This is a genomic window from uncultured Parabacteroides sp. (assembly GCF_905196875.1).
In the GTDB taxonomy this organism is placed as follows: domain Bacteria; phylum Bacteroidota; class Bacteroidia; order Bacteroidales; family Tannerellaceae; genus Parabacteroides.
Window position 1 is genome coordinate 21,768 of sequence record NZ_CAJJWO010000039.1, and the last position, 24,719, is coordinate 46,486.

General features: G+C 45.8%; 21 protein-coding genes. 6 read left to right on the plus strand and 15 right to left on the minus strand.

Annotation, left to right across the window (positions count from 1 at the left end; all coding sequences use genetic code 11):
- Positions 1–35 precede the first annotated feature (35 nt).
- The 7 genes from thrC to QZ076_RS13690 all read right to left on the minus strand — a co-directional run bounded on the left by thrC (position 36) and on the right by QZ076_RS13690 (position 9,664).
- Positions 36–1,349 carry a threonine synthase gene (gene thrC / locus QZ076_RS13660; RefSeq protein WP_293713855.1) on the minus strand — a complete coding sequence of 438 codons (1,314 nt, stop codon included), beginning with the start codon at positions 1,347–1,349 and terminating at the stop codon, positions 36–38.
- Positions 1,346–2,548: a cofactor-independent phosphoglycerate mutase gene (locus QZ076_RS13665; RefSeq protein ID WP_293713857.1), complete on the minus strand. Its 1,203-nt coding sequence runs from the start codon at positions 2,546–2,548 to the stop codon at positions 1,346–1,348. Before QZ076_RS13665 ends, thrC begins: the two co-directional genes overlap by 4 nt.
- Positions 2,549–2,550: 2 nt before the next feature.
- Positions 2,551–4,992 (minus strand): bifunctional aspartate kinase/homoserine dehydrogenase I, encoded by a 2,442-nt coding sequence (gene thrA / locus QZ076_RS13670; protein WP_293713859.1) that lies wholly within the window; start codon positions 4,990–4,992, stop codon positions 2,551–2,553.
- A 351-nt stretch (positions 4,993–5,343) separates the two neighbouring features.
- Positions 5,344–6,906, minus strand: coding sequence for a DHA2 family efflux MFS transporter permease subunit (locus tag QZ076_RS13675; protein ID WP_293713861.1), 1,563 nt, complete (start codon positions 6,904–6,906; stop codon positions 5,344–5,346).
- Positions 6,906–7,931: an HlyD family secretion protein gene (locus tag QZ076_RS13680; RefSeq protein ID WP_293713863.1), complete on the minus strand. Its 1,026-nt coding sequence runs from the start codon at positions 7,929–7,931 to the stop codon at positions 6,906–6,908. The genes QZ076_RS13675 and QZ076_RS13680 overlap by 1 nt, the downstream gene beginning before the upstream one ends.
- Before the next feature lie 69 nt (positions 7,932–8,000).
- Positions 8,001–8,696 (minus strand): prolyl oligopeptidase family serine peptidase, encoded by a 696-nt coding sequence (locus QZ076_RS13685; protein ID WP_293713865.1) that lies wholly within the window; start codon positions 8,694–8,696, stop codon positions 8,001–8,003.
- A gap of 38 nt (positions 8,697–8,734) precedes the next feature.
- Positions 8,735–9,664: a DMT family transporter gene (locus tag QZ076_RS13690; RefSeq protein ID WP_293713867.1), complete on the minus strand. Its 930-nt coding sequence runs from the start codon at positions 9,662–9,664 to the stop codon at positions 8,735–8,737.
- A gap of 187 nt (positions 9,665–9,851) precedes the next feature.
- Between QZ076_RS13690 and QZ076_RS13695 the strand changes: the two genes are divergently transcribed.
- Genes QZ076_RS13695 through QZ076_RS13715 form a run of 5 tightly spaced genes read left to right on the plus strand, consistent with a single transcriptional unit; the run spans position 9,852 to position 16,426 of the window.
- Positions 9,852–10,589, plus strand: coding sequence for a copper homeostasis protein CutC (locus QZ076_RS13695; protein WP_293713869.1), 738 nt, complete (start codon positions 9,852–9,854; stop codon positions 10,587–10,589).
- 6 nt (positions 10,590–10,595) lie between these two features.
- Positions 10,596–13,259, plus strand: coding sequence for a DUF5916 domain-containing protein (locus QZ076_RS13700; protein ID WP_293713871.1), 2,664 nt, complete (start codon positions 10,596–10,598; stop codon positions 13,257–13,259).
- 60 nt (positions 13,260–13,319) lie between these two features.
- A complete protein-coding gene (locus QZ076_RS13705) occupies positions 13,320–13,520 on the plus strand; it encodes a PspC domain-containing protein (protein WP_075558188.1) in 201 nt (66 codons plus the stop codon).
- Positions 13,521–13,522: 2 nt separating this feature from the next.
- Positions 13,523–15,541 carry an excinuclease ABC subunit UvrB gene (gene uvrB / locus QZ076_RS13710; protein ID WP_293713873.1) on the plus strand — a complete coding sequence of 673 codons (2,019 nt, stop codon included), beginning with the start codon at positions 13,523–13,525 and terminating at the stop codon, positions 15,539–15,541.
- 33 nt (positions 15,542–15,574) lie between these two features.
- A complete protein-coding gene (locus tag QZ076_RS13715) occupies positions 15,575–16,426 on the plus strand; it encodes an N-acetylmuramoyl-L-alanine amidase-like domain-containing protein (RefSeq protein ID WP_293713874.1) in 852 nt (283 codons plus the stop codon).
- Here the strand turns inward: QZ076_RS13715 and QZ076_RS13720 are convergent.
- The gene (locus QZ076_RS13720) at positions 16,420–18,579 is read right to left on the minus strand and encodes a DUF5686 family protein (protein WP_293713894.1); all 2,160 of its coding nucleotides are present in this window, start codon (positions 18,577–18,579) and stop codon (positions 16,420–16,422) included. The genes QZ076_RS13715 and QZ076_RS13720 overlap by 7 nt on opposite strands.
- Before the next feature lie 189 nt (positions 18,580–18,768).
- Between QZ076_RS13720 and QZ076_RS13725 the strand changes: the two genes are divergently transcribed.
- On the plus strand, positions 18,769–19,470 hold the full coding sequence (locus QZ076_RS13725; protein WP_075558185.1) for a Crp/Fnr family transcriptional regulator: 702 nt from the start codon (positions 18,769–18,771) through the stop codon (positions 19,468–19,470).
- A gap of 81 nt (positions 19,471–19,551) precedes the next feature.
- Here QZ076_RS13725 and kdsA read toward each other — a convergent pair whose 3' ends face one another.
- From kdsA to prmA, 7 genes are all read right to left on the minus strand, one after another.
- Entirely contained in the window at positions 19,552–20,355 is an 804-nt protein-coding gene (gene kdsA, locus QZ076_RS13730) for a 3-deoxy-8-phosphooctulonate synthase (protein ID WP_293713876.1), read from the minus strand.
- The gene (miaA, locus tag QZ076_RS13735; RefSeq protein ID WP_293713878.1) at positions 20,352–21,275 is read right to left on the minus strand and encodes a tRNA (adenosine(37)-N6)-dimethylallyltransferase MiaA; all 924 of its coding nucleotides are present in this window, start codon (positions 21,273–21,275) and stop codon (positions 20,352–20,354) included. Before miaA ends, kdsA begins: the two co-directional genes overlap by 4 nt.
- A 73-nt stretch (positions 21,276–21,348) precedes the next feature.
- Positions 21,349–22,350 (minus strand): type I glyceraldehyde-3-phosphate dehydrogenase, encoded by a 1,002-nt coding sequence (gap, locus tag QZ076_RS13740; RefSeq protein WP_293713880.1) that lies wholly within the window; start codon positions 22,348–22,350, stop codon positions 21,349–21,351.
- A 238-nt stretch (positions 22,351–22,588) separates the two neighbouring features.
- Positions 22,589–22,969 carry a hypothetical protein gene (locus tag QZ076_RS13745; RefSeq protein ID WP_293713882.1) on the minus strand — a complete coding sequence of 127 codons (381 nt, stop codon included), beginning with the start codon at positions 22,967–22,969 and terminating at the stop codon, positions 22,589–22,591.
- The gene (locus tag QZ076_RS13750) at positions 22,926–23,333 is read right to left on the minus strand and encodes a phage holin family protein (protein WP_293713884.1); all 408 of its coding nucleotides are present in this window, start codon (positions 23,331–23,333) and stop codon (positions 22,926–22,928) included. Before QZ076_RS13750 ends, QZ076_RS13745 begins: the two co-directional genes overlap by 44 nt.
- Before the next feature lie 6 nt (positions 23,334–23,339).
- Complete coding sequence (locus QZ076_RS13755) at positions 23,340–23,561, minus strand: YtxH domain-containing protein (RefSeq protein WP_028730468.1); 222 nt, start codon at positions 23,559–23,561, stop codon at positions 23,340–23,342.
- Between the two features lie 88 nt (positions 23,562–23,649).
- Complete coding sequence (gene prmA / locus QZ076_RS13760; protein ID WP_293713889.1) at positions 23,650–24,501, minus strand: 50S ribosomal protein L11 methyltransferase; 852 nt, start codon at positions 24,499–24,501, stop codon at positions 23,650–23,652.
- Positions 24,502–24,719 lie beyond the last annotated feature (218 nt).

Sequence of the window (24,719 nt, forward strand, 5' to 3'; positions counted from 1 at the left end):
GGTTAATAACTCAGCTTTGTGACTTCAAGAAGTTGCTATTGCTTCATTAAATAGGATTTGAAAGTATCAAAATCTTTGCTTAGTTCGATACTTTGCTTGGTTCCTTGCATAAAGGCTTTGAGCTTAGTCGGTACTTCTATTTCCGCTTCCAGAATACGGTCGACAGTATCTTTAAACTTGGCTGGATGGGCTGTTTCCAGGAAGAGGCCGGTTTCGTCCGCTTCAAGTGCATCATGTATCAGGGCCTGATAGCCGCAGGCACCGTGTGGATCGAGTAGATAACCGTCGTTTTTATATACGTATCTGATTGTATCTTCGATCTCTTCGTCGGTGAAGCGGTAGCCGTGGATACATTGGCATATCTCCTTATGTTTATCGCCATAGATGTCGAACAGATCCATGATGCGAGCGAAGTTGCTCGGATCACCTACATCCATTGCGTTAGCGATGGTAGCTACGGAAGGACGTGGCGTATAAACACCTGTTCTCAGATATTCGAGGAATACGTCGTTGCGATTGTTGGCTGCGATGAAATGTTTAACCGGCAGTCCCATCCAGTTGGCGAAAAGACCGGCAGTGATATTTCCGAAATTTCCGCTGGGGACGGAGATCACCAGATTGTAAGCTTTGCCTATCTTATCCAATTGGGCATACGCATTGAAATAATAGAAAGACTGTGGAAGGAAACGGGCAACGTTGATTGAATTGGCTGAAGTCAGTTTCATGTGACCGTTTAGTTCGTCATCCATGAAAGCCGATTTAACTAAAGCCTGGCAATCATCGAAGGTACCGTCTATTTCCAAAGCAGTAATGTTTTGTCCTAATGTTGTGAACTGGCATTCCTGGATAGGGCTTACCTTTCCTTTCGGATAAAGCACATACACATGAATGCCAGGTACGCCTAGGAAACCGTTAGCTACAGCGCTTCCGGTATCTCCCGAAGTGGCAACCAATACATTAACTTGTTTAATACCTTCCTTTTTGATGAAATATCCCAACACGCGTGCCATAAAGCGACCGCCTACATCTTTAAATGCCAGAGTGGGACCGTGAAATAGTTCAAGGCTATAAATATTATCGTTGACATGAACCACCGGAGTGTCGAACGACAAAGTATCTTTTACAATTTCATTCAATGTCTCCGTTTCGATATCTTCCCCGAAGAAGGCTTGTGCAACTGTGCAGGCTATGTCGTGGAAAGATTGGTTCTTCATATTGTTTATTGTGCCTTCGTCGAGTTTGACGATATGTTCAGGCATATACAATCCTTTGTCACCGGCAAGCCCCTTCACTACGGCTTCTTCGAGGGTGGCCAGCGGAGCTTTTTTGTTTGTGCTGTAATATTTCATAATAATTCCTTTATAAATTCATCTTTTTCAAGTACACCATATTTTCCTTTCAATACAGAGAACTCGTCGAAACAGGTTACTGCATCCGGTTCCTGTCCGGGTTTATAGATCAGGAAAGGAACAGGTGTGTTGGTATGTGTACGGATCGAGCAAGGTGTCGGGTGATCGGGGAGTACGGCAATGGCAACCGGTTCATTCCATTTCTGTAACTCTTCGTAAATAATACGGATGGCCCGCTTATCAAGAAACTCGATTGTTTTTATTTTCAGGTCGACATCTCCTTCGTGTCCGGCTTCATCGCTGGCTTCTACATGAAGGTAAACGAAATCGTTTGTCTTAAGAGCTTCAAGGGCGGCATACGCTTTGCCCTCATAGTTTGTGTCGTATAAACCGGTAGCTCCCTCCACATTGATCACCTCAAGTCCGGCATAAACACCGATACCGCGGATCAGGTCCACAGCGGAAATAACGGAACCTTTTTCAAATCCGTACATCTCCTGCATGGTCTGCATGGCTGGACGATAACCGGGCGACCAGGGCCAGATACTGTTGGCCGGATCTTTTCCTGCAGCCATACGTTTCAGATTAACCGGATGGTCTTTGAGTACTTCCTGTGATTTCAGGATCAGTTCGTTCAACAGGTCTGCCGTCTCTTTTGCTTCTGCAACTTCGGGTTTTACCATCAGAGGACGGAAGGGGTGGAGGGGCACATCGTGCGGCGGAGTGCAATCTAGTCTTTTATCACCGCCTTTTATCACCAGCAGGTGACGATAAGAGACTCCTGTATAGAACTTAACCCGGTCGGAGCCTAGTTTCTCGTTGAGGAATTGTATTAATTCGTCGGCTTCTTCGGTGTGAATATGTCCGGCGGAATGATTTTTCAGTATTTCTCCTTCCACACAGATCAGGTTGCAACGCATTGCCATCTCACCTGGTTGGAGGGTGACACCGATACTGGCTGCTTCCAATACACCACGCCCTTCGTATACTTTGGGTAAGTCGTATCCTAATACGGCCATGTTGGCAACTTCGCTGCCCGGATGAAAACCGTCGGCAACCGTTTTCATTTGTCCGGTGACTCCCAATGCCGCCAGCTTGTCCATATAGGGAGTGTCGGCATATTGCATGGGCGTTTTACCGCCCAATGCCTCGATGGGTTCATCGGCCATGCCGTCACCTAGAATGATTATACTTTTCATCTTTATCGTATGTTTGCAATGGAAATGATGTCGGCAAATACACCTGCAGCCGTTACGTCGGCTCCGGCGCCATATCCTTTTATAATCATGGGATATTCGTGGTATCTTTCGGTTGAGATCATGATGATGTTGTTGCTGCCTTCCAGTTCGTAGAACGGATGATGGCTGTCAACTTCCTGTAACCCGATTTCGCATGCTCCGTTTTCCATTTTGGCAACGAAGCGGAAACGTTTGTTTTCAGCCTCCAGTTGCTGACGTTTGCTTTCGAATTCGGCATCGACTTCTTTTATCTTACACCAGAATTCTTCCAACGATCCTTCAAAGAATTTTTCAGGTATGAATAATTTACGCTGAACATCTTCCTGTTCAACCTTATAGCCAGCTTCGCGTGCCAGGATAACCAGTTTGCGGAGTACGTCTTTGCCACTTAGGTCGATACGTGGATCGGGTTCGGAATATCCTTCCTCTTTAGCCATCAGGATGGCTTTGCTGAAAGGGATATCTGCGCTAAGTGTATTAAATATATAATTTAATGTACCGGAAAGGACTGCTTCCAGTTTCAGGATATGATCGCCACTGTTTATCAGGTCGTTCATCGTATTAATGATCGGAAGTCCGGCACCTACGTTTGTTTCGAACAGGAACTTTACACCACGATGACGGGCTGTTTCCTTCAATTTGATATAATTACTGTAAGAAGAGGATGCGGCGACTTTATTAGCGGCTACTACCGAAACGTTGTTATTGAGCAATGTTTCATACAAGTCGGAAACGGTTGAATTAGCCGTACAATCAACGAAGACAGAGTTGAAAATATTCATTTTCAGTATCTCTTCCTTTAGATGTTCCGGGGAACTTTCTTCTCCGTTTTTCTTTAGTTCGTCGATACAGTTTTCGAGGTTGAGCCCTTCACGCAGGAAGAGGGCTCGTTTGCTGTTCGATACTCCTACGACATTCAGTTTCAATCCGTTCTGCTGCATCAATTTAGGCTGCTGGATACGGATCTGTTCCAATAAGTTTCCCCCGACAGTTCCCACACCGGCGATAAACAGGTTTAAAACCTTATATTGTGACAGAAAAAAGGAGTCATGGATAGAGTTCAGTGCCTTACGAAGGTATTTGAACTTAATAACGAACGAGATATTTGTTTCGGAAGCACCCTGTGCACAGGCTATAACGCTGATACCGGCGCTACCTAATGTGCCGAACAATTTTCCGGCAATACCGGGAGTACGCTTCATGTTTTCACCGACGATTGCTACGGTAGCCAGATCTTTTTCTGCTACGGTATCGTTCATATCTCCCTGGGCGCGTTCCAGAGCAAACTCTTCGTCGAGTACCTGTACGGCCAGGTCGGCATCTGCGTTACGGACAGCGAATGTGGTATTGTTTTCAGAACTGGCTTGTGATACCATAAATACGCTGATACCACTTTTAGCCAATGTCTTAAAGATACGATAGTTAACACCGATCACACCAACCATACCCAAGCCCTGAACGGTAATCAGGCAGGTGTCGTTAATAGAAGAGATACCTTTAATAATGGCTTTACCTTCTTCTTTAACTTTTTCTTTGGAAATATAAGTTCCCGGAGCCTCCGGATTGAATGTGTTCAGGATACGGATCGGAATATTCTTATGATATACCGGATAGATCGTTGGCGGATAGATCACTTTGGCACCGAAGTTACATAACTCCATTGCTTCGGTGAATGTAAGCCGGTCGATCACGTAAGCAGAGCTGATCACACGAGGGTCGGCAGTCATGAAGCCATCCACGTCTGTCCATATTTCGAGTACGTTGGCATCGAGGGCAGTAGCCAGGATAGAGGCCGTATAGTCGGAACCACCACGTCCTAGGTTCGTTACTTCTCCGTTTTCCGTGCTTGATGAGATGAAGCCGGGTACTAGCGATACTTTGGGGAGCGGATTGAATGTTTCTTTAATCAGTTGATTGGTCTGTTCGAAGTCGACAATATGCTTATTGAACTGCTTGATCGTTTTGATAAACTTGCGTGAATCAAACAACCGCGCATCTTCGATCACATTCGAAACGATCAGGGAAGAGATACGTTCCCCATAGCTGACGATCGTGTCGGAAGTCTTGGCAGACAAGTCATTGATCAGGTACACACCTTTGAAGATATTCCCCAGTTCGTCGAGCAGGCTCATGACTCTTTTCTGTACTTCTATCCGCTGCATCTTGTCGGGTATAACACCTTCAATCACGTCCAGGTGGCGTGTTATGATTTCGGAAAACTCCCTTTCGTATCCTACATCCCCTTTGGATGCCATGACAGAAGTTGCCAACAACTTGTCTGTGATGCCTCCCAGGGCAGAAACGACAACGATTACAGGCTCTTCAATAGCCTCTACTATCTTCTTTACACTCAGAATACTATTCACGGAACCTACGGACGTTCCGCCGAATTTCAATACTTTCATCGGTATGTATTATTTTAGTTGACAATTGGCGGTTGACAATTGACAATTTATTTGTAACTAAATTAATTGATAATAAGAACCGGATGGAACCGGCATAAAGGATGCAATACAAATGATTGCAACAATGCAGGACGTGGCCGCTGCGCTTGTTTATTTGTAAATTCTAACCCCCCAAGGGGTCATCAATGCCCATGTATAATATGCTATACCTGCAATCATTCTTTTCTTTTTCTAGTTTTCATATCTTATTGCAGGGGCAATATTACACATTATTTTTCAAATGCAAGCATTTTTTCAGTAGAAAGTGATAAAATAGTGGAAAGTTGACAGGAAAAGAGGATAGGTTGGTTACTATTGTTTTTTTATTTTCTCTTTTCTCACCCTGCGAAGCCAGAAAACCGGGAGGATACAAATCATTGTGACGATGAATGCGATGTAGAAATCGTCGTTGATACCGCCGATGTATGCTTCGAGTTCGAGCCGTTTGGTTATGAGTTGTTCGGCCAGAGAGCGGGCGGACTGTTCGGTGGCTCCGGCGGTTTGTGAGGCGAAGGCACTTAACTTGTCGATGGTCTGCTGGTAGACTTCTCCGGTATAGTTCAAGGCTTCGCTATAACGCTGCGTATGATAACTGGTACGCCCGGTAAGCATGTGGCTGAAGATTGCAACGCCGAAGCTGCCACCCATCTGGCGGACGATATTGGTGATGCTGGATGCCTGTGCCATCATATCCACTCCGATTTTGGCTAGCGACAAGGTTAATAACGGGGTGAAAAGTATTCCCATGCCGACGCCCCGCAGGTAAAGACTCAGCATGATATACCATTTCTCCGTAAGAAAAGACAGGTAAAAGTTGAGATAGAAGCTGAGTGACATCAGGATCAGTCCGACCGCAATCAGTATCTTCGGGTTGATCTTTTGTCCTAAAGCACCGGCTGCGGGCGAACAGAAACCCTGGATGATCCCCACCGGGATAAAGAACATACCAGCCTGAAACGCTGAATATCCCAGATTATTTTGCAGGTAAAGAGGAATCAGGAACGTACTTCCGAACATTCCGATACCGAATATGAACATCATTAGGTTAGAGAGTGCGAAATTACGATCTTTGAATATACGCAGGTTGATAAGCGGGTATTTCACAGTCAGTTCGAAGTAGATGAACAGAATAAACACGACAGCCGATACCCACATGGAACCTAATACTATCGGGCTATTCCATCCCTGTGTGTTGGTCGACGAGTTTACTTCCGACAGGCCGTACATGAACAAGGGAAGGAAGATACCGGATGTAATAAATCCCGGTATGTCGAAAGGCTGTACCGTCTGCGCTTTATACTCTTTCTGTAAAATAGCCGTAAAGAACAAGGCTAGTGCCCCGACCGGAACGTTTACATAAAATATATAGTTCCAATTCATATTATCTACCAGATAACCCCCGATAGACGGGCCGAACGATACCGATGCTGCCGAAGCGATCGCCCAGAATCCCAGCGCCATCCCTCGTTGTTCAGGAGGGAATACATTACTCACGATAGCCATACCCACCGGCATGATAGCCCCGCAGCCCAGTCCTTCGATCACGCGCCAGAAGATTAATTCCTCGATGGAGGTGGAGTTGCCGCACATGAATGAGCCGAAAGTGAAGACCAACAGGGAGAGAAAATAAATCTTTTTATATCCGAAGCGGTCGGATAACCAGGCTGCTGCCGGGAGGATACTGGCGATTGCCAGCATATAACCGGTGAGCACCCATTCGGCCGTATTGATACTTGCCCCGAGCGTACCCATAATGGCAGGCAGTCCGGTGTTGACAACGGTCGAGTCGAGCACAGCCATGAATGTACCGATCATAATATTGCCCAGTACCAGCCATTTATACGAACTGTTGCTTGTGTTATCCGTCTTGTCCATTACTTTGACTTTTCCTTTTCGATCTTAACGGTTGCAGACATTCCGGAGACAAGTTTCGGCTTTTCTACTTTGTCTCTTTTCCCTACGGCCTTGTCGATGGATATTTTTATGGGGATACGTTGTGCTACTTTCGTATAATTACCCGAAGCATTGTTGGGAGGGATAAGTGAAAATTCCGAGGCCGTATTCGTCCCTATATAGAAGATCTTTCCGGAGAAGGTCAGGTCGGGGAAGGCATCGAGTGTGAAGATTGCCGGTTGTCCCATCCTAATGTGGTCGAATTTAGTCTCTTCGAGATAGACGGCAACCCACAGGTCTTTACCTTCGTTGATGGTGAAAAGTGTTTGTCCCGGTTGGATGATATCGCCGGGCAGCGACCAGCGTTTAGCTATCACCCCGTCGACCGGAGCCGTGATCCGGTAATATCCCAGGGATACGCGGGTGGACTCGATAGCGGCATTTGCCGAAACGATAACTGCTTCTCCGGCGGAGATCCGTGCCCGAGATATCTTGATTTGATCTTTGGCAACATCCACTTTTATGGCGGCACTTTTATATGTATCTTCCGTATTCTGGAATGTCTCCTGTGAAACAGCATCACTTCCGTATAACTTTTTGTCGCGGCGGTAGTTTACTTCAGCCTGATGATAGTCGATCTCTGCCAGGCTCAGGTTCTTGATTGCCGTGTTGAGATTCTCTTTATCCAGTTTTAGGTTGGCAACCATTTCCTCCCGGCGTGCAACGGCTTCCTGCAATTGAGCAACAACCGTGCTGCTATCCAGTTCGGCCAGAATCGTACCTGCTTTCACCGTATCGCCTTCCCAGGCATACTGTTTAAGCATCGGAGCCATAACTTGCGCCGCAACGCTAACCCGGAAACTATCGAGGTTTGCATCGTCGGTCGAGATATATTTGCGGTAGTTCCACCACCAAAGGAAAGCAATACCAACAGCAACGATCAGTATAACGATAAGCCATACCATACTATTGCCCGATGTTTTTTTAGAGGGACTTACTGTATCCATAGTTTTGACGTATATTTATTGCATAAAACAAATAAAATATACAAAGGTTCAGGGTAACTGCCGTAAGGACTACTCTTTCTTCTGATGCTGTAACAGCCAGTCAAAGATCTTATTATCTTTATAAAGGTATTGGATCCCATGTCCTTCACCGGGTAAGCGGGTGAACTGGATATGACCATACGTCTCGAGTTTGCTTACAACCCTTTCTGTTTCATTTATTGGGATCATATCATCTGCTGTCCCGTGGAATGTCCAGATGGGAAGTTGTTTCAGGTTGCTGATTTTGGCAGTATCGCTATCGTTTACACCACCGCACAGGGGGACAATCGCGGCAAACCTGTCGGGATAATCCATCGCTACCTGCCAGGTCCCGAAACCACCGTTACTGATACCGGTCACATAAATCCGGGTCGTGTCGATCCGGCATTTGGAAGTTAATTCGGCATACAATGAATCGAACCAATTCTCGGTTGTCCAGTATTTGTTTTGTGGACACTGCGGGGAGGCTATGATGAAATCGTATTCATGCCCTTGTTCTATATAATAAGGGATTCCATAGGCTTTCAGTTTATTCAGGTCATCCCCGTTCTGTGCACCGCCGCCCAGGTAGATAACCAACGGGTAATCCTTCTTATTCGTTGGGTAATCTTTCGGAAGATAGAGCAGGTACGGGTAATCCGCTTTGGGCTTTTGCGGTGTTTGACCATCCACTTTCATATTGAAAACGAAAAGGAAAACCAGGATGGAAAGGAATAGTTTGTTCATGCGTAATCGTATTGTTGCAGGGATGATTTCGTTTAATATTAATTTGTACGCGCCTTGCTTTTTTCCATATCTTCCCGGCTCTTACTTTGGGTTACCAGATAAACTCCTACGAAAACGAGGACGGCCGAGAATACTTTTTGGAAGGAAAATGTATCTTGTCCCACCATAACAGTTATCAGCGAGGCGATGATCGGTTGTACATAATTATACATACTCACCGTTGTCGGACGAATACGTTTCAACGACATCGGTATCAACAGGTAAGGAATAAATGTGGCGCCTATCAGGACAAAGCTGATCGCCCCGATCTCTTTCATATCGAATATTTCCCGTTGAAAAGCAGGGGTTTCAAGTACATGCTGGTAAGTGAAGGGCAACAATACGAGCGTGGAAAAAAGAAACATCCACTTCATCATCGTCACGGCCGAGTAACGTAAACTCAACGGTTTGGATAGGACCAGATAGATAGAATAGATGATTGCACTGGTCGTGATCATCAGGTTCCCTGTAAGTCCGCTGGCCTGTCCCGAGTTATGTGTGGAGGCCAATATTAAGGAAACACCACCGCAGCAGCCTAATAATACACCGAAAGCTTTCATCTTTGTAATCGGTTCTTTCAAAATAACGGCAGCCAGCAGCATAACGAAGATGGGAACGGCCGTAGCGATTATGGAAGCATCCACCGGAGATGTACGGTTCAGCCCGATAATAAACAACCCCTGGTTGAACCCGACCCCGCAAAGGGCACAAACGAAAAGCAGACCCAGGTCTTTCATCGTCACCTTTTCCCGTTTCACAAAGAGAGATGCTATCCAAAACAGCAGGCAAGCAGAACTCATTCGCATGATAGTCAGTGATTCGGGCTGAACATGTGTCGGCAACAAGTACTTAGATATAGGCATATTGATAGCGAATAGTATATTGGCTATCAGGATCAGTATGTGACCCTTTAATTTTTCTGAGTTCATTCTTTTGCTGTTTTATGCAATGCAAATGTAGTGATATTTATTAAACGCACAATTAGGTTTCATCTTCCACCGTAATAACATCTGTGAGGGTAATGTAACTTTGTGCGACAGCGTCCGCTATATTTATCTTGGTTTCGTTAATTTATCGTATCTTTGTATATCTAATAATATGATAAAAAGAATATCAATGAAACCGACCCGAATAATCGAGATATGTGCCAACTCGGCACAAAGCTGTGTGGAGGCTGAAGCCGGAGGAGCTAAACGTGTGGAACTTTGTGCCGGCATACCGGAAGGGGGAACCACCCCGAGTTATGGCGAAATCAAAACGGCTCAGGCTCTCACTTCGTCGATCGATATAAACGTAATCATTCGTCCGCGTGGTGGTGACTTCCTGTACACTCCGGCCGAAATAGACTCCATGTTGCTCGATATTGAATTATGTAAACAACTGAAGGTGCACGGTGTCGTGTTCGGATGCCTGACGAAAGAGGGCGATATCGACATCCCCCTCATGCGTCGCCTGATGGAGGCGGCCAAGCCATTATCCGTCACTTGCCACCGGGCCTTTGATGTCTGCCGTGATCCCTTCACAGCCCTGGAGCAGCTGATAGACCTAGGGTGCGACCGTATCCTTACTTCCGGCCAACAATCGGATGCCGTGAAAGGTATCCCCCTCATCGCCGAACTGGTGAAGCGTGCCGACGAACGTATCATTATTATGCCGGGATGCGGCGTGCGCGAAAATAATATCGCCCGGATCGAAACCGAAACCGGAGCGAAGGAGTTCCATACTTCTGCCCGTAGTATCGTGTACAGCAAGATGGAGTATCGGAACGAAAATGTCCCGATGGGCAGCAGTATCGTTTCTTCTGAGTTTGAAACAGTGGAAACCGACCGGAATAAAGTGGCCGCTTACATCTGATATAGAATGAAACACCGGCCATCCTTTGTTACCCTTTTCCTGTCACTCTGTGCCTTCTGTCATGCACAGCAGGACTCTATTGTCCCGTTCAAAGACGCTTACAAGCGCATCTATAATATAACGAAAGTGACAGGAACGAAGCCGGTGATGGACGGACGCCTGGACGAAGATTTCTGGATGAAGCAAGGGGAGTGGTCCGACCGCTTTGTCCAGATCATTCCTTACGAACGCGGTATACCGGATTCCCCGACCCGTGTCAAATTGTTCTACGATAACAAATACATCTACGTAGGTGTCTATTGTAAAGATATCCGCCCGGATAAGATGATCCCTTTTATCGGGAACCGAGACGATAACAGTATGGGTGACCTGATCAGCGTGGCTTTCGACACCTATCATGATTACCGGGCCGCTCCTGAATTCAACATCAACCTGGGGGGAAACAAGACCGACCTGGTTGTAACAGATAAATTGAATGTCAACCTCAGCTGGAACGCTGTCTGGGAAGGGAAGACACATATCAATCTGCCGGATTCGAGCTGGACGGCCGAGTTACGCATCCCGTTCAGCCAGCTCCGGTATAACCAGCATTCGGAAGATGGGATATGGGGGCTTCATGTGCGCCGTATCATCCGCCGGAACAACGAAGTGCAGAACTGGAGCATGATCCCTTTGAAGAACAACGGCCATGTCTTTTCCTTCGGAGAAATGCACGGGATGACCGATCTTCCCAAACCGAGAGGCATCGAGTTTCTCCCCTATGTGATGGGAAAATACCGCAACGAACCGAAGATACCCGGAAGTCCTTACCAGAAGGGGCATAGCTGGGGAGGGAATGTCGGCCTCGACGCCAAGTTCGCCCTTTCCGATTTTACGCTGGACCTGACGATCAACCCGGATTACGGGCAGGTCGAACTCGACCCTTCGGTGATGAATCTGACCGCTTACGAAACCTTTTACGACGAGAAGCGTCCTTTCTTCCTGGAAGGAAAACATATCCTCGATTTTGCCAACGGCAACGATATGATGTTTTACACCCGCCGTATCGGAGCAGCCCCTTCCTATACACCGCAAGGGATAGACAATATAAACAGTTTTGCCGACAGTAAAGAGAACGTTCCTATTATCGGTGCTCTGAAATTGACGGGCACGAACCGGCAGGGTGTGACGATCGGAGTGGTGCAGAGCGTCACAGCCCGCTCGTCGGCTAAGGTGACCCGTAGCGGGGTGGAAGATGTCGAAGTGGTGGAACCCCTGACCAATTACACCGTGGCACGTGTCCAGAAAAACTGGAAAGGAAACAGCCTGCTGGGAGGAATGATAACCTCCGTTAACCGGGCCTTGGAACAACCTTACCTGGAAGATTTCATGGTACGCAACGCCTTTACCGCCGGTATCGATTTTACCCAGTATTTTAAGAACCGACTTTATTATATCGATGTGAAAGGGATGGTCAGCTCGCTGAACGGTAGCAAGAAGGCGATTACCCTCCTGCAAACGAACCCGGTGCATTATTACCAGCGGGCATCGGCAGTCGGCTACCTGGGAGTCGATCCGGACCGCCGTTCCCTGAACGGGACGGGCGGATATGTGAAAGCCGGACGAAAGGGGAATGCCAAATGGGCTTTCTCGGAAACATTCAGTTGGTCGTCTCCAGGTTTCGACCTCAACGATATGGGATATATGAAAGAAACCGATAACCGGACGAATGAGACGGAGATTGCTTACCGACAGACCGATATCTGGAAAATATTCCGTTATAACGCTTTTACCGTTACCCAGAAAAATCAATGGAATTACGGGGGGACGCCTTTTAGTAACGACCTGGCTCTTCGCTGGCAGAGTATGACGATGAACCGTTACGAAATGGATATGAAAGAAACTTTTGTCTGGAACCGTCTCGACAGCCGCATGCTTCGTGGGGGGCCTGATATGCGTTTCGATCCTTATTTCCAGACCTCCGTAAAAGTCAATACGGATAAGGCCCAGCGGATGATGTTCATGCTCAAATATGAAGGAAATCATAACCTCGACGGATATAACCGCTTCAATACGCTGATGCCGAGTCTTACCTTCCGCTTGGGGAACCATGTCTATTTATCCGGACAGGTAGATTATGCCTGGAATATGGACAACATGCAGTATGTCGGAACATTACTGCCCTCGGATGCATCTGCCTCCCCGGGCGATCTTTCGCTGATCTACCTGATGGGGCATATGAAGCAGAAAACGTATGGATTGACTATGAAGTTACAGGTAAATGTCACACCGGATATTTCCATCCAGTTCTATGGTTCTCCGTTTACGTCGACAGCAAAGTTCAGCGGCTTCAAGGAGGCGGCCGATACCCGTTCGCATACTTACGACAATCGTTTCCACCTCTTTACTGCCGACGAGATCAGTTATGCCGATGGCGTTTACGGGATAAAGAGCGGAAAAGGGGAGGCTTCGTTCAGGAACCCAGATTTCAGTTTTAATGAATTTCGTTCCAACCTCGTGGCACGGTGGGAGTATCTGCCGGGATCTACACTTTATTTTGTATGGGAACACCGTATGTCTAACCAGGATAACCAGATGGTAAGCGGCTGGGGGAGTAACCTCGACCGGATGTTCGGTCTTCCGGCTACCAATACTTTTATGCTGAAGATGAATTACTGGTTCAATTTGTAGCCTGATCTCTTCTACCATATATATATAATTAGTATCTTTACAAAACTAAAATGACAGATCATGGAAGAAGAACCTAAAAGACTTACCCGTTCGAATAACGGAATGATTGCCGGTGTATGTGCCGGCATAGCGGATTACTTTGATTTGGATCCGACGCTGGTCCGTGTGGGATACATCCTGTTGAGTCTATTTACAATGTTTTCCGGAGTGATAGCCTATTTTATCCTTTGGTTAGTTATACCTAAAAAGACTTTTTATTAAGAATGAATTTTGAATTATCTTCACCATTCAGCCCTACGGGAGATCAGCCGGAAGCAATAGCGGCTCTTACGGAGGGCATAGAGAGTGGTGTGCCTTTCCAGACACTGCTCGGTGTTACTGGTTCCGGGAAAACCTTTACTATTGCCAACGTTATTAAAGAGGTGCAACGGCCTACGCTGATATTGAGTCATAACAAGACGCTGGCAGCCCAGCTGTATAGCGAGTTTAAGGCCTTCTTTCCTAATAATGCCGTAGAATATTTTGTCTCATACTACGATTATTATCAGCCGGAAGCCTATTTGCCTTCTTCCGATACCTATATCGAGAAAGACTTGCAGATCAACGAGGAAATCGATAAACTCCGCTTGCGTACGACCGCATCTCTGTTATCGGGCAGAAAGGATGTGATCGTAGTTTCTTCCGTCTCCTGCCTCTATGGTATGGCAGACCCGACGGCTTTTGCTGAAAAGGTGACTCATCTGGAAAAAGGGATGCAGATCGACCGCGATAAGTTATTGCGGCGTTTTGTCGATGCGTTGTATGTGAACAACAAACTGGAGTTTAATAGCGGCTGTTTCCGTGTGAACGGTGATACGGTCGATATCTTCCCCGCCATCGAAACATTCGACGGTGTGGCTTACCGCATAGAATTTTGGGGAGACGAGATCGACCGCCTGTCCTCTTTCGATCCGAAGACAGGGCAGGAGATAGACGAGCAGGATGAACTGAACATCTATCCGACTAACCTATTCGTCACTACCCAGGAACGTATCAACGCGGCTATTGGCCAGATAGATGTCGACCTCGGTACGCAGGTGAACTTCCTGAAGGAGATTGGCAAGCATTATGAAGCGAAACGTTTGTACGAACGTGTCACTTTCGACCTCGAGATGATCCGTGAGTTGGGGCATTGTTCGGGTATCGAGAACTATTCCCGTTACTTCGACGGGCGTGGGGCGGGTGATCGTCCCTACTGCCTGCTCGACTATTTCCCGAAAGACTTTATGCTGGTTGTCGATGAAAGCCATGTGACGATCCCGCAGATCCGTGCGATGTACGGAGGTGACTATTCGCGTAAAAAGAACCTGGTGGAATATGGCTTCCGTCTGCCCGCCGCGATGGATAACCGTCCGCTGATGTTTGATGAGTTTGAATCGCTTACCCCGTTAGCCATTTACGTCAGTGCAACGCCTGCCGACTACGAATTGGAGAAGAGCGAAGGTATCGTGGTGGATCAGGTGATCCGTCCGACCGGACTTCTTGACCCGGTGATCGAAGTGCGCCCGACGTTGAACCAGATCGACGATTTGATGGAAGAGATCATCCAGCGCTCGGCTATCGATGAGCGTGTGTTGGTGACAACCCTTACCAAGCGGATGGCGGAAGAGCTGACAACGTATCTGACCCGTATGGGAATACGTTGTAACTATATCCATAGCGATGTCGATACGTTGGATCGTATCCAGATCATGGATGATCTGAGGAAAGGCCTTTTTGATGTCCTGATCGGAGTCAACCTGTTACGTGAGGGGCTCGACTTGCCGGAAGTTTCTTTGGTTGCTATCCTGGATGCCGATAAAGAAGGCTTCCTCCGTTCCCACCGTTCTCTGACGCAGACAGCCGGACGTGCAGCCCGTAACGTGAACGGAAAAGTTATCTTCTATGCCGATAAGATAACAGCGAGTATGAAACTGACGATGGACGAAACGACCCGTCGCCGCGAGAAGCAGTTGGCTTATAACGAACTGCATGGCATTACTCCTAAGCAGGTAGTAAAAAATAGTGTCTCCCTCCTGGGTGAAAAGCAGGCTACCGCCGAACCGTATGCTTATATCGAACCGGAACCAAGCTTGGTTGCCGATCCGGTTGTTCAGTATATGAACCGTTCGCAGCTTGAAAAGGCCATCGAACGAACCAAGAAGCAAATGACCGAAGCTGCCAAGAAGCTTGACTTTATCGAGGCTGCACAGTTTAGGGATGAGCTGATTAAGTTGGAAGACCAGTTGAAAACTAAAGTATAGAAAGATAGCTTAAATCTGACAAATAATGAATTTATGAAAATAATCTATTTCTTGCTTTTTACTTGTTTTTTCTTTTTTCGTGTGCAAGCTGCCGATAAAATATATTGTACCGATGAAGACCGTGTTGTCTTTGACCGATATGTTGCGGAGATGGCCCAAAATAAGTCATTGCCGACCGGAGAGTTGATGGTTAAAACGGCCCGTTTTTTCCTGAATGCCCCTTATGTGGCCGCTACTTTGGAAAAGGAACCGGAGGGATTAGTCATCAACCTTCGGGAAATGGATTGTATGACGTTGGTAGAGAATGTCATCGCATTAACGAGGACTATGCAATCTGTTTCTCCTTCCTTTGAAGAGTTTTGTAAGAATCTGCAAACCCTCCGTTATCGTAACGGGGAAATTCATGATTACGCAGACCGTTTGCATTATACGACAGACTGGATATTTGAGAATCAACGGAAAGGCATCGTGAAAGATGTAACCCGGGAAATCGGAGGGATCTCCCTTCCTGTCGACGTCTCTTTTATGTCGACTCACCCGGATAGTTACAAGTCGTTGAAAGAGAATCCGGCGCTTGTCGCGAAGATCGCCTCCAAAGAAAAGGAAATCAATGCACGCTCTTATTATTATATTCCGGAAACAGATATAGACAAGCTGTCTGCCGGCATCAAAGACGGCGATATCGTCTGCTTCGTCACTACGATAAAAGGGCTGGATATATCCCATGTCGGTGTCGTTTGCCGGGTAGGAGAGAAGTTGACTTTTATCCATGCTTCCACTACACTGAAGAAGGTAATAGTCAATGAAGCCCCTTTGCAGGAGTATGTGGAAGGTATCAAGCGGAATAGCGGGATTATGATTGTCCGTCCGCAGGCACATCATTGAAACAATTCAAAGGCGAATTTGACACCGATATTCTGGTACTTCCACCTGTCGAAGCCGGCAAATAGGGCGGCGTTGAAGATATGGTTACCGAAACCATATCCCACCTCCGTGTAGCTAGGAAGAACAGGTGTCCAAAGTTGGCTGAAATAAAAACGTTCGGACAAGATATATTTGGACGTCTTTTTCTTGAATAACTGCGACAGGATAAAAGGGCTCTCATACATCAGGTGACCTTGTACGTATTTGTCGGATGCATTAAACCAAAAACTTCTTAACTGATTGAATACACCTCCGAACTCATCCCCCCATGATTCCGGGAATTGCCGGCGCGAAAAATAACGGAAGTCAGCAAAATAGATCGACTTCGGGTTTAGATACATTCCACCGCTAAGATGATAATTCAGCTTCCTGGCCAATCCTAAAGGGATACTTTGATGAATATCAGCCTCTATACGCGCATAATCACCGGTACTCTTGCCTACTCCGGGTATCGCCCGGGCAAACTCGACGGATATGGTAGGATAGTGGGAATACAGATATTCTTTCCGGTATCCATCCATCCAGTAATACTGCCGGGGAGTATAGGAGATACCGATAACAGGTGTGAAATCGTGATAGTTTTCATTGATCAGCTCTTCCACTCCTTCGCCGGGATCTGTTATATTGCTGCCTTTTTTCACCGGGATACGGCGGTGGTAGGTGACACCGGTCCAGAGTTGAAAACCGTTGAACAGTTCTATGTTATTTCGTATTTCAGCATAGTAATGTTTGAAGTACTCGAGATTCAGGTCATCAAAGTTGAACGATGAGTCTTTGAGTTGTTCGTTGATATCTTTCATGATAGCCGACGAATAACTTTGGTTACCGTTACCGACTGAAATACTGAGTATACCTTTCTTTTCGGGCTGGTACTCCCAGTCGCCGTTTACGCTGAAAAATATTTCTTTCCTTTTGAATACGAAACCGACATCCGGGCGGAAACGAAGCTGGCGGTCTTTGTTGAATGTTTTACTGATACGCAGACGCTGCCTGTACGTGATACCGTTGTGTCCGGAGTAACCCAGTTGGAACGGATTGAATATACCCGAATATTTAAGACGGGTCGTCTTGTAGTCCATGCTGATCGTGTTGGTGAACTTTTCCGTCAGCTTCAGGTACTTGGTGATATTGGCGGTATCCGTTTCCTGTTCATTTTTCTTCTTCTTCTCGGCTATCTGGTAGAGTCTTTCCTCATCTGGAGTGAGTGGCAGGTCGCGTTCCTTGTTCCAAAATGCTGTATCGGTGATAATGGGGACGGTATCGGACGAAAGCTTGTAGTATCCGGTAAGGTCGAGTGACTTCCATTTCTTACTTTCATTGTCTTCTTCTACCCACTCGATTGCGTTGTATTTAAACGAAGAATGATAGCTGGTGGCAATAGCATTACCCAATACATGATAACGCAGGAACAGACTGGCCTTGTCCGGAAGGATGAACCGGCGGTAATCCCTTCCGAATGTCATTACCAGGTTGAACTCAGCAAAGTCGAAGCGACCGTTCACATCTATCTTATCGATGATCCATGACTTGTCGCGGATGTACAGATCCCCGCAAATCAACTTCTGGCTCCATAGCTTGGGCATGAACCGTATCTTGTAGATCTTTATGCCGGTCGTATCGGAGACTTCCTCGAGATTGAAGGAGTAAAATTTGGATGCGTTTTGAGTCATGGGCGTGATGATGCCTTCGTTGTAGATCGTCGAGGAATATACATTCAGGTTGAGGAAGCTCAAAGCCTCCTGTTGTTTTTTACTGTTGGGGATACTATTCCCGTTTACTGCCTGGAAATTATGCTGGAAACTGTTCGGAGCATTGAACTTGGAGTAACTTACCATCTCGAAGATCATGTCTTTGTTCTTCCAGTCGACGGGGAAAAGATGGTGCCCGAAGCGTAACAGGAAGTTGTGTTTGAGTATTTCCGTGCGTCCTTTAATGTATATCTCCGCTTCGTATTTTGACAGTACATGCTGGTATTTTTCAGCGTTCCTAATCACTTCTTTCATAATGGAGTCGGCTCTTACGGACGACTCTGTTTTCTCTTTTGAGTCAGGCAACAACTTACTTCTATAACCACTTTCCGGTTTGGCGAAAGCAGTTATAGTAAACAAAATCAGAGCAAATATCAAAACGTATCTTTTCAACAAATTATCACCCCTTTTGCTGCAAACGTAACGAATAAAATTTGAATTTGTAGTAAAAGAAAGTAAAATGTAATCTAAAATACAATTTATCGTATTAAACATTTTACTAATTCAAAAGAAAAGTTGTACATTTGTGCTTCACAAGTATGTTATAAAACAGTCGTGGTTAAACAACAAAAAGAAGAGGTCGATCTATCGGCCAGTTTAGCAGAAGTATGGAGAGTTCTGACCGATAAAGAACGGGAGATTCTCCGTAATAATTCGACGATCCAGCATTTCAAACGTAACGAGTTGATCTATTGCGAGGGCGACGAACCAAGGGACATGATGTGCTTACTAAAAGGCAAGGTGAAGATCTTTAAAGAAGGAGTTGGCGGTCGAAGTCAGATTATTCGTATGATCAAGCCTGTACAATATTTTGGTTATCGCGCAAACTTTGCTCAGGAGAACTATTTGACGAATGCCTCTGCGTTCGAAGCATCTTCAGTTTGCCTGATACCGATGACGGTTGTTACCGAATTGTTAATGGGTAACCCGCATCTGGCCATGTTCTTTATCCGCCAGCTATCGTTCGACTTGGGAGTTGCGGACGAACGTACCGTGAACCTTACGCAGAAGCATATCCGGGGTCGTCTGGCAGAATCTTTGTTATTCCTGAAAGACAGTTACGGGTTGGAAGAGGACGGTGCTACCCTGAGTATCTACCTATCCCGTGAAGACTTGGCCAACTTGTCGAACATGACTACTTCCAACGCAATCCGGACGCTGTCCACCTTTGTCTCTGAGCGTATCATCGCTATCGACGGACGTAAGATCAAGTTGATTGACGACGATAAGTTGAGGAAGATTAGTAAGATGGGATAATAAAGACCTGGTATTTTGAGAATATAAAAGAAAGGGCTTTCGTCGATCGAAAGCCCTTTCTTTTTGTGATTAAGCGACTGTTTACCTGATAGCTTCGCGGATACGAACCAGGCGTGTCAATAGGCCTTCCAGCAGATCCAGTTGCAACATATTGGCACCGTCGGATTTTGCCTTGGAGGGTTCCGGGTGTGTTTCGATAAAGAGACCGTCTGCTCCTACGGCGATGGCTGCTTTAGCGATCGTTTCTATCAATGCGGGCAGACCACCTGTTACGCCTGATGTCTGGTTGGGCTGTTGCAGGGAATGGGTTACATCCATGATAACCGGATAACCGAATGTCTGCATTTCCGGAATGCCGCGATAATCGACAACCAGGTCGGTGTAGCCGAATGTCGTCCCGCGTTCCGTAACCATGATGTTGTCGTTGCCTGCATCGGCCACTTTCTGTACGGCGAACTGCATGGCTCCCGGCGAAAGGAACTGTCCTTTCTTGATATTGACTATCTTTCCGGTCTTCGCGGCTGCCACCAACAGGTCGGTCTGTCGACAGAGGAAAGCAGGGATTTGCAATACATCCACATACTCGGCGGCCATTGCTGCCTCGTGGTTTTCGTGGATATCTGTTACGGTAGGGATATTGAATGTTTCGCCTACTTTACGCAGTATCTTCAGTGCTTTCTCATCGCCGATCCCGGTGAACGAGTCCAGGCGGGAACGGTTGGCTTTACGGTATGAACCTTTAAAGATGTATGGTATATTCAGCTTTTCAGTAATACCAACTACCTTCTCTGCGATTCGCAGCGCCATATCTTCTCCTTCGATCACACAAGGACCGGCCATCAGGAAGAAGTTTTCTTTATTCTTAAAATCGTTTACTGTTATCATAATTGTTGGTTCAATAATTCCAATGTCCTTTCTATCTTTTCCTCGGTCGGCAGGGTGGCATCGATCCAGTGGATCGTGCATCCCCGGCGTTCCATTCCGCGGAACCAGGTCATTTGCCGCTTGGCAAACTGGTGGATGGCTATCTCCAGTTGTGAAACCATCTCTTCGTATGAAAGTTCACCGATGATATATAATGTCAGATACTTGTATTCCAGTCCGTAGTAAATAAGATCTTCCGGTTTTACGCCCGAGTCGATGATTCCTTTTACTTCGTCAACCATGCCTTCGTCCAAACGCGCACGTAATCGTTTGGATATTTTTTCACGGCGTAGCTCACGGTCTATATCTATGCCGATGATCAGGCTGTCGATCGGATCATATTCGTTGGTATCGGGGGCTTGCGCCTTGTAATACTCTTCGATTTCTATAGCCCGGATAGCTCTCTGGGCTGTATCTACATCGGTTTTGTTGTGTAAAACCTTGTAGGTAGACAGTATTTGTTCCAGCTCTGCGAGTGATTTCTCTTTTAATGACTCACGTAGTTCCGGATTTTGAGGAACGTCGAGCAGTTTATAACCTTTTAGTACGGCCTCGATATACATGCCCGTGCCACCGCAGAGGACAGGTAGTTTCCCTTTTTCCCGTATATCCTGATAGGCGCGGAAGAAATCGTGCTGGTATTCAAAAACGTTGTATTTATATCCCGGATCACAGATGTCGATCAGGTGATAGGGGACGGGCTTGCCGTTGACAGTATAATCTGCCAGGTCTTTTCCGGTGCCTATATCCATGCCACGGTAGATCTGGCGGGAGTCGGCACTGATTATTTCCGTATCCAGCCGGTCGGCCAGGGCTGCGGCAAAAGGAGTTTTACCGGAAGCGGTCGGCCCAAGTATCGTTATAAGTTGATATGTTTTCATTTACATGACAAAGATACAAAAAAAGCCGTCCACTTTGCAGCGGACGGCTTCCATATACTGATTTGTATTTTGATTACTTACCAGCGATAACGCGAGCCATTTCACAAACTTTGTTTGAATAACCCCATTCGTTATCGTACCAAGATACGATCTTAGCGAAGTTAGCATCCAAAGAGATACCAGCTTTAGAGTCGAAGATTGAAGTCATAGCGCAGCCACGGAAGTCAGTTGAAACAACTGCATCTTCTGTATAGCCCAGTACACCTTTCAATTCGCCTTCAGAAGCTTCTTTCATAGCAGCGTTGATATCTTCAACTGTAGCCGGTTTGTCCAGAACAACTGTCAAGTCAACAACAGAAACGTCAGAAGTCGGAACGCGGAAAGCCATACCTGTCAGTTTACCGTTCAATACCGGCAGAACTTTACCTACAGCCTTAGCAGCACCTGTAGAAGAAGGGATGATGTTTTCAAGGATACCACGGCCACCTCTCCAGTCTTTCTTAGAAGGACCGTCTACTGTCTTCTGAGTTGCAGTAGCAGCGTGAACTGTAGTCATCAAACCTTTAACGATACCGAACTTGTCGTTCAATACTTTAGCGATAGGAGCCAAGCAGTTAGTAGTACAAGAAGCGTTAGAGATGATGTCCTGACCTGCGTAAGAAGTATGGTTAACACCATAAACGAACATAGGAGTAGCGTCCTTAGAAGGAGCAGACATGATAACTTTCTTTGCACCAGCCTGGATATGTTTGCGAGCTGTTTCGTCTGTCAGGAAGAAACCAGTTGATTCAACTACAACGTCAGCACCAACTTCGTTCCATTTCAGGTTAGCAGGATCCATTTCTGCAGTCAAACGGATTTTGTTACCGTTTACAACCAAATTGTTACCTTCTACAGCAACTGTACCATCGAAACGGCCGTGTACTGAATCATATTTCAGCATGTATGCCAAATAATCAGCATCCAACAAGTCGTTGATACCTACGATCTGAATATCATTGCCGAAGTTTTTAACTGCAGCACGGAACACCATACGTCCGATACGGCCGAAACCGTTAATACCTACTTTAATCATTGTAATAAAACTTTTATGGGTTTATTAAAAATATTACGTAAAATCCATTTAACAGCCACAAGGAGTTGCACACGAAACCAACATCAGGAGCATTCCTGTGAATGCGATCAAAAGAGAAATACTATGTTTCATTATTTATCCTTGTTTTTAACGACTGCAAATGTAGTCATGTTTTTTCTATTTTACATTTATTATGTAGAGAAAAATATGCCCTCTAACATAAATTAATTGTTCACGGCTATTTCTTTTTCTTGAACAATAAGCCTGTAAACCAGCTTTGAGCCTTTCGTATTCCCCAAGTAAGCAAAAAAGGCTTTGCAACGTCCCATGCAACGGGAAGAAGTCCTTGTGCTATGCTCAGATAATCCGAGAAGCCGATAGGGATTGCTGCTTCTGCGGGAGATACGGGTGAAGTTGCCTGATCGGCGGATTCTGTTTTTTTTGATTTAGTGTTCGGGAATAATAGGGTGGTAAAACCGGAAATCAGCAGACTTCCTGCATTTTCCTGGATATAAGAAAAGTCGTCATTCAGTTTTTGTTCCTGTATAACACATTGCCTGCGGATACGCTCTTTATCAGAAATCAGCTTCTCCAGCGGTGTCAGTGGCTTGTTTTGCATCTGTTGCATCGTCTTTTTCGTCATTACCGTTTAATGCTGCGATCACTACGTTGAGTACAGTGTTGCAGATTTTACCTTTGTTCATTATAATGAGCCCGATCAATAGGAGATACAGCACTGCCACAAAGGCAAACCCGGTTCCCATCGAACCGAATATATCTCCCATAAAGAACCCTAAAGCCAGGAATATGAACAGGATAGCAAAGAAAGCAAGGAACAATAAAATTAAGCCATACGAAAGAATGGCAATCAATTGGCCGCTCCTTTCGTATGTGCTTAACTTTAAAAGTTCAAGCTTTAATTCTACGTAAGTCGAGACATCGTCTTTGAGCTCACGAAAGATTTTTCCTGAATCCTTTTCCATAAATGATTATTCAGCTACAATTTCTTCTGTAGCTTTTACTACCTCAGCTTTACCTTCTTTGTACTTGGCGAGAGCGGAATTAAAGCCTTCTTTTACTTTTCCAACTACACCGTTCAATTCTTCCAGTAACTGTTCTCTCTTATCGGTAGCTGCCAGATATCCGACTGCTGCACCAACTGCTGCACCCACTACCAAACCTAGTAATAACTTAGAATCTACATTTTTCATAACTCTTACATTTAAATGTGTCTACTAAAATAACGCTTTTCTTTGGATGATGGTTTATTTCTGCATTAACTTTTACTGTTAAATAAAGTTATGGCTTCTGCGTTTTGACGGCCACCCAGTTGTTTTTTTCTTCGTAAGACTGGAATATCAGTCCGTTGCGTTCGCATTCTTCCTGGATGAATGGAATGTCCTGAGTGTAGAATCCGCTCATAAAAAGAAGTGCCCCCGACTTCATACAGCTGACATAGTGTTTGATATCGTTCAAAAGTATATTACGGTTTATATTGGCAAATACGATGTCGAACTGTCCGAATCCGGTTATTTGTTCGGCGCCGCCCAGTGCAATCTGTATATCTTCCGTATTGTTCAGGCGAATATTTTCAAGCGCATTGTTGTAAGCCCATTCGTCAATGTCGATACCGACTACCTTGCCGGCTTTCTTCATCTTTGCCAGAATAGCCAGGACGGCTGTGCCGCATCCCATGTCGAGCAGATCTTTACCTTCAAGGTCGAGTTTCAGCATTTCGCTGATCATGAGGAAGGTCGTTTCGTGGTTGCCTGTACCGAATGCCATTTTCGGGTCTATAATTATATTATATGTATAGCCCGGCTCCGGTTCGTGGAAAGAGGCGCGGATGATGCAGTCGTTGCCGATACGGATGGGTTTGAAGTAATTCTTTTCCCATTCCTCGTTCCAGTCTTTACCTTCTACCTCTTGTGCGGTGTAATGGATGGCGACGTTTTCAAGCGGGAATTCCTTCAGTTTGTCCTGTAATGTATTTACATTATATAATGAGTCGGATACGTATGCCAGCAACCCGTCTTCGCTTTCGGTGAAGCTCTCGAATCCGATCTCGCCCAGTTCGGCGGCGAGAATGTCGCTGACAACGGTTGTTTCGACAGGCGATTCGTATGTGAATTTCAGTTCGTAATAATTCATATTCGTTACTTTTTATCTGTTTTTGGGGCAAAGGTATCGAATATATTTAATAAATCTAAGTAGGAGCAGTACTATAATCAGGGCGATAAAAGGGGAAAGCGGGAAGGTGTGTGTTTGTGTTTCCTGTTCTTTTTGCGATGTTTCGCGGGATGTTTTTTCTAGCAAGTAAAAAGATTATCAGCAGAATAATATTGAACTTCATAAAATAATCAAGGAAT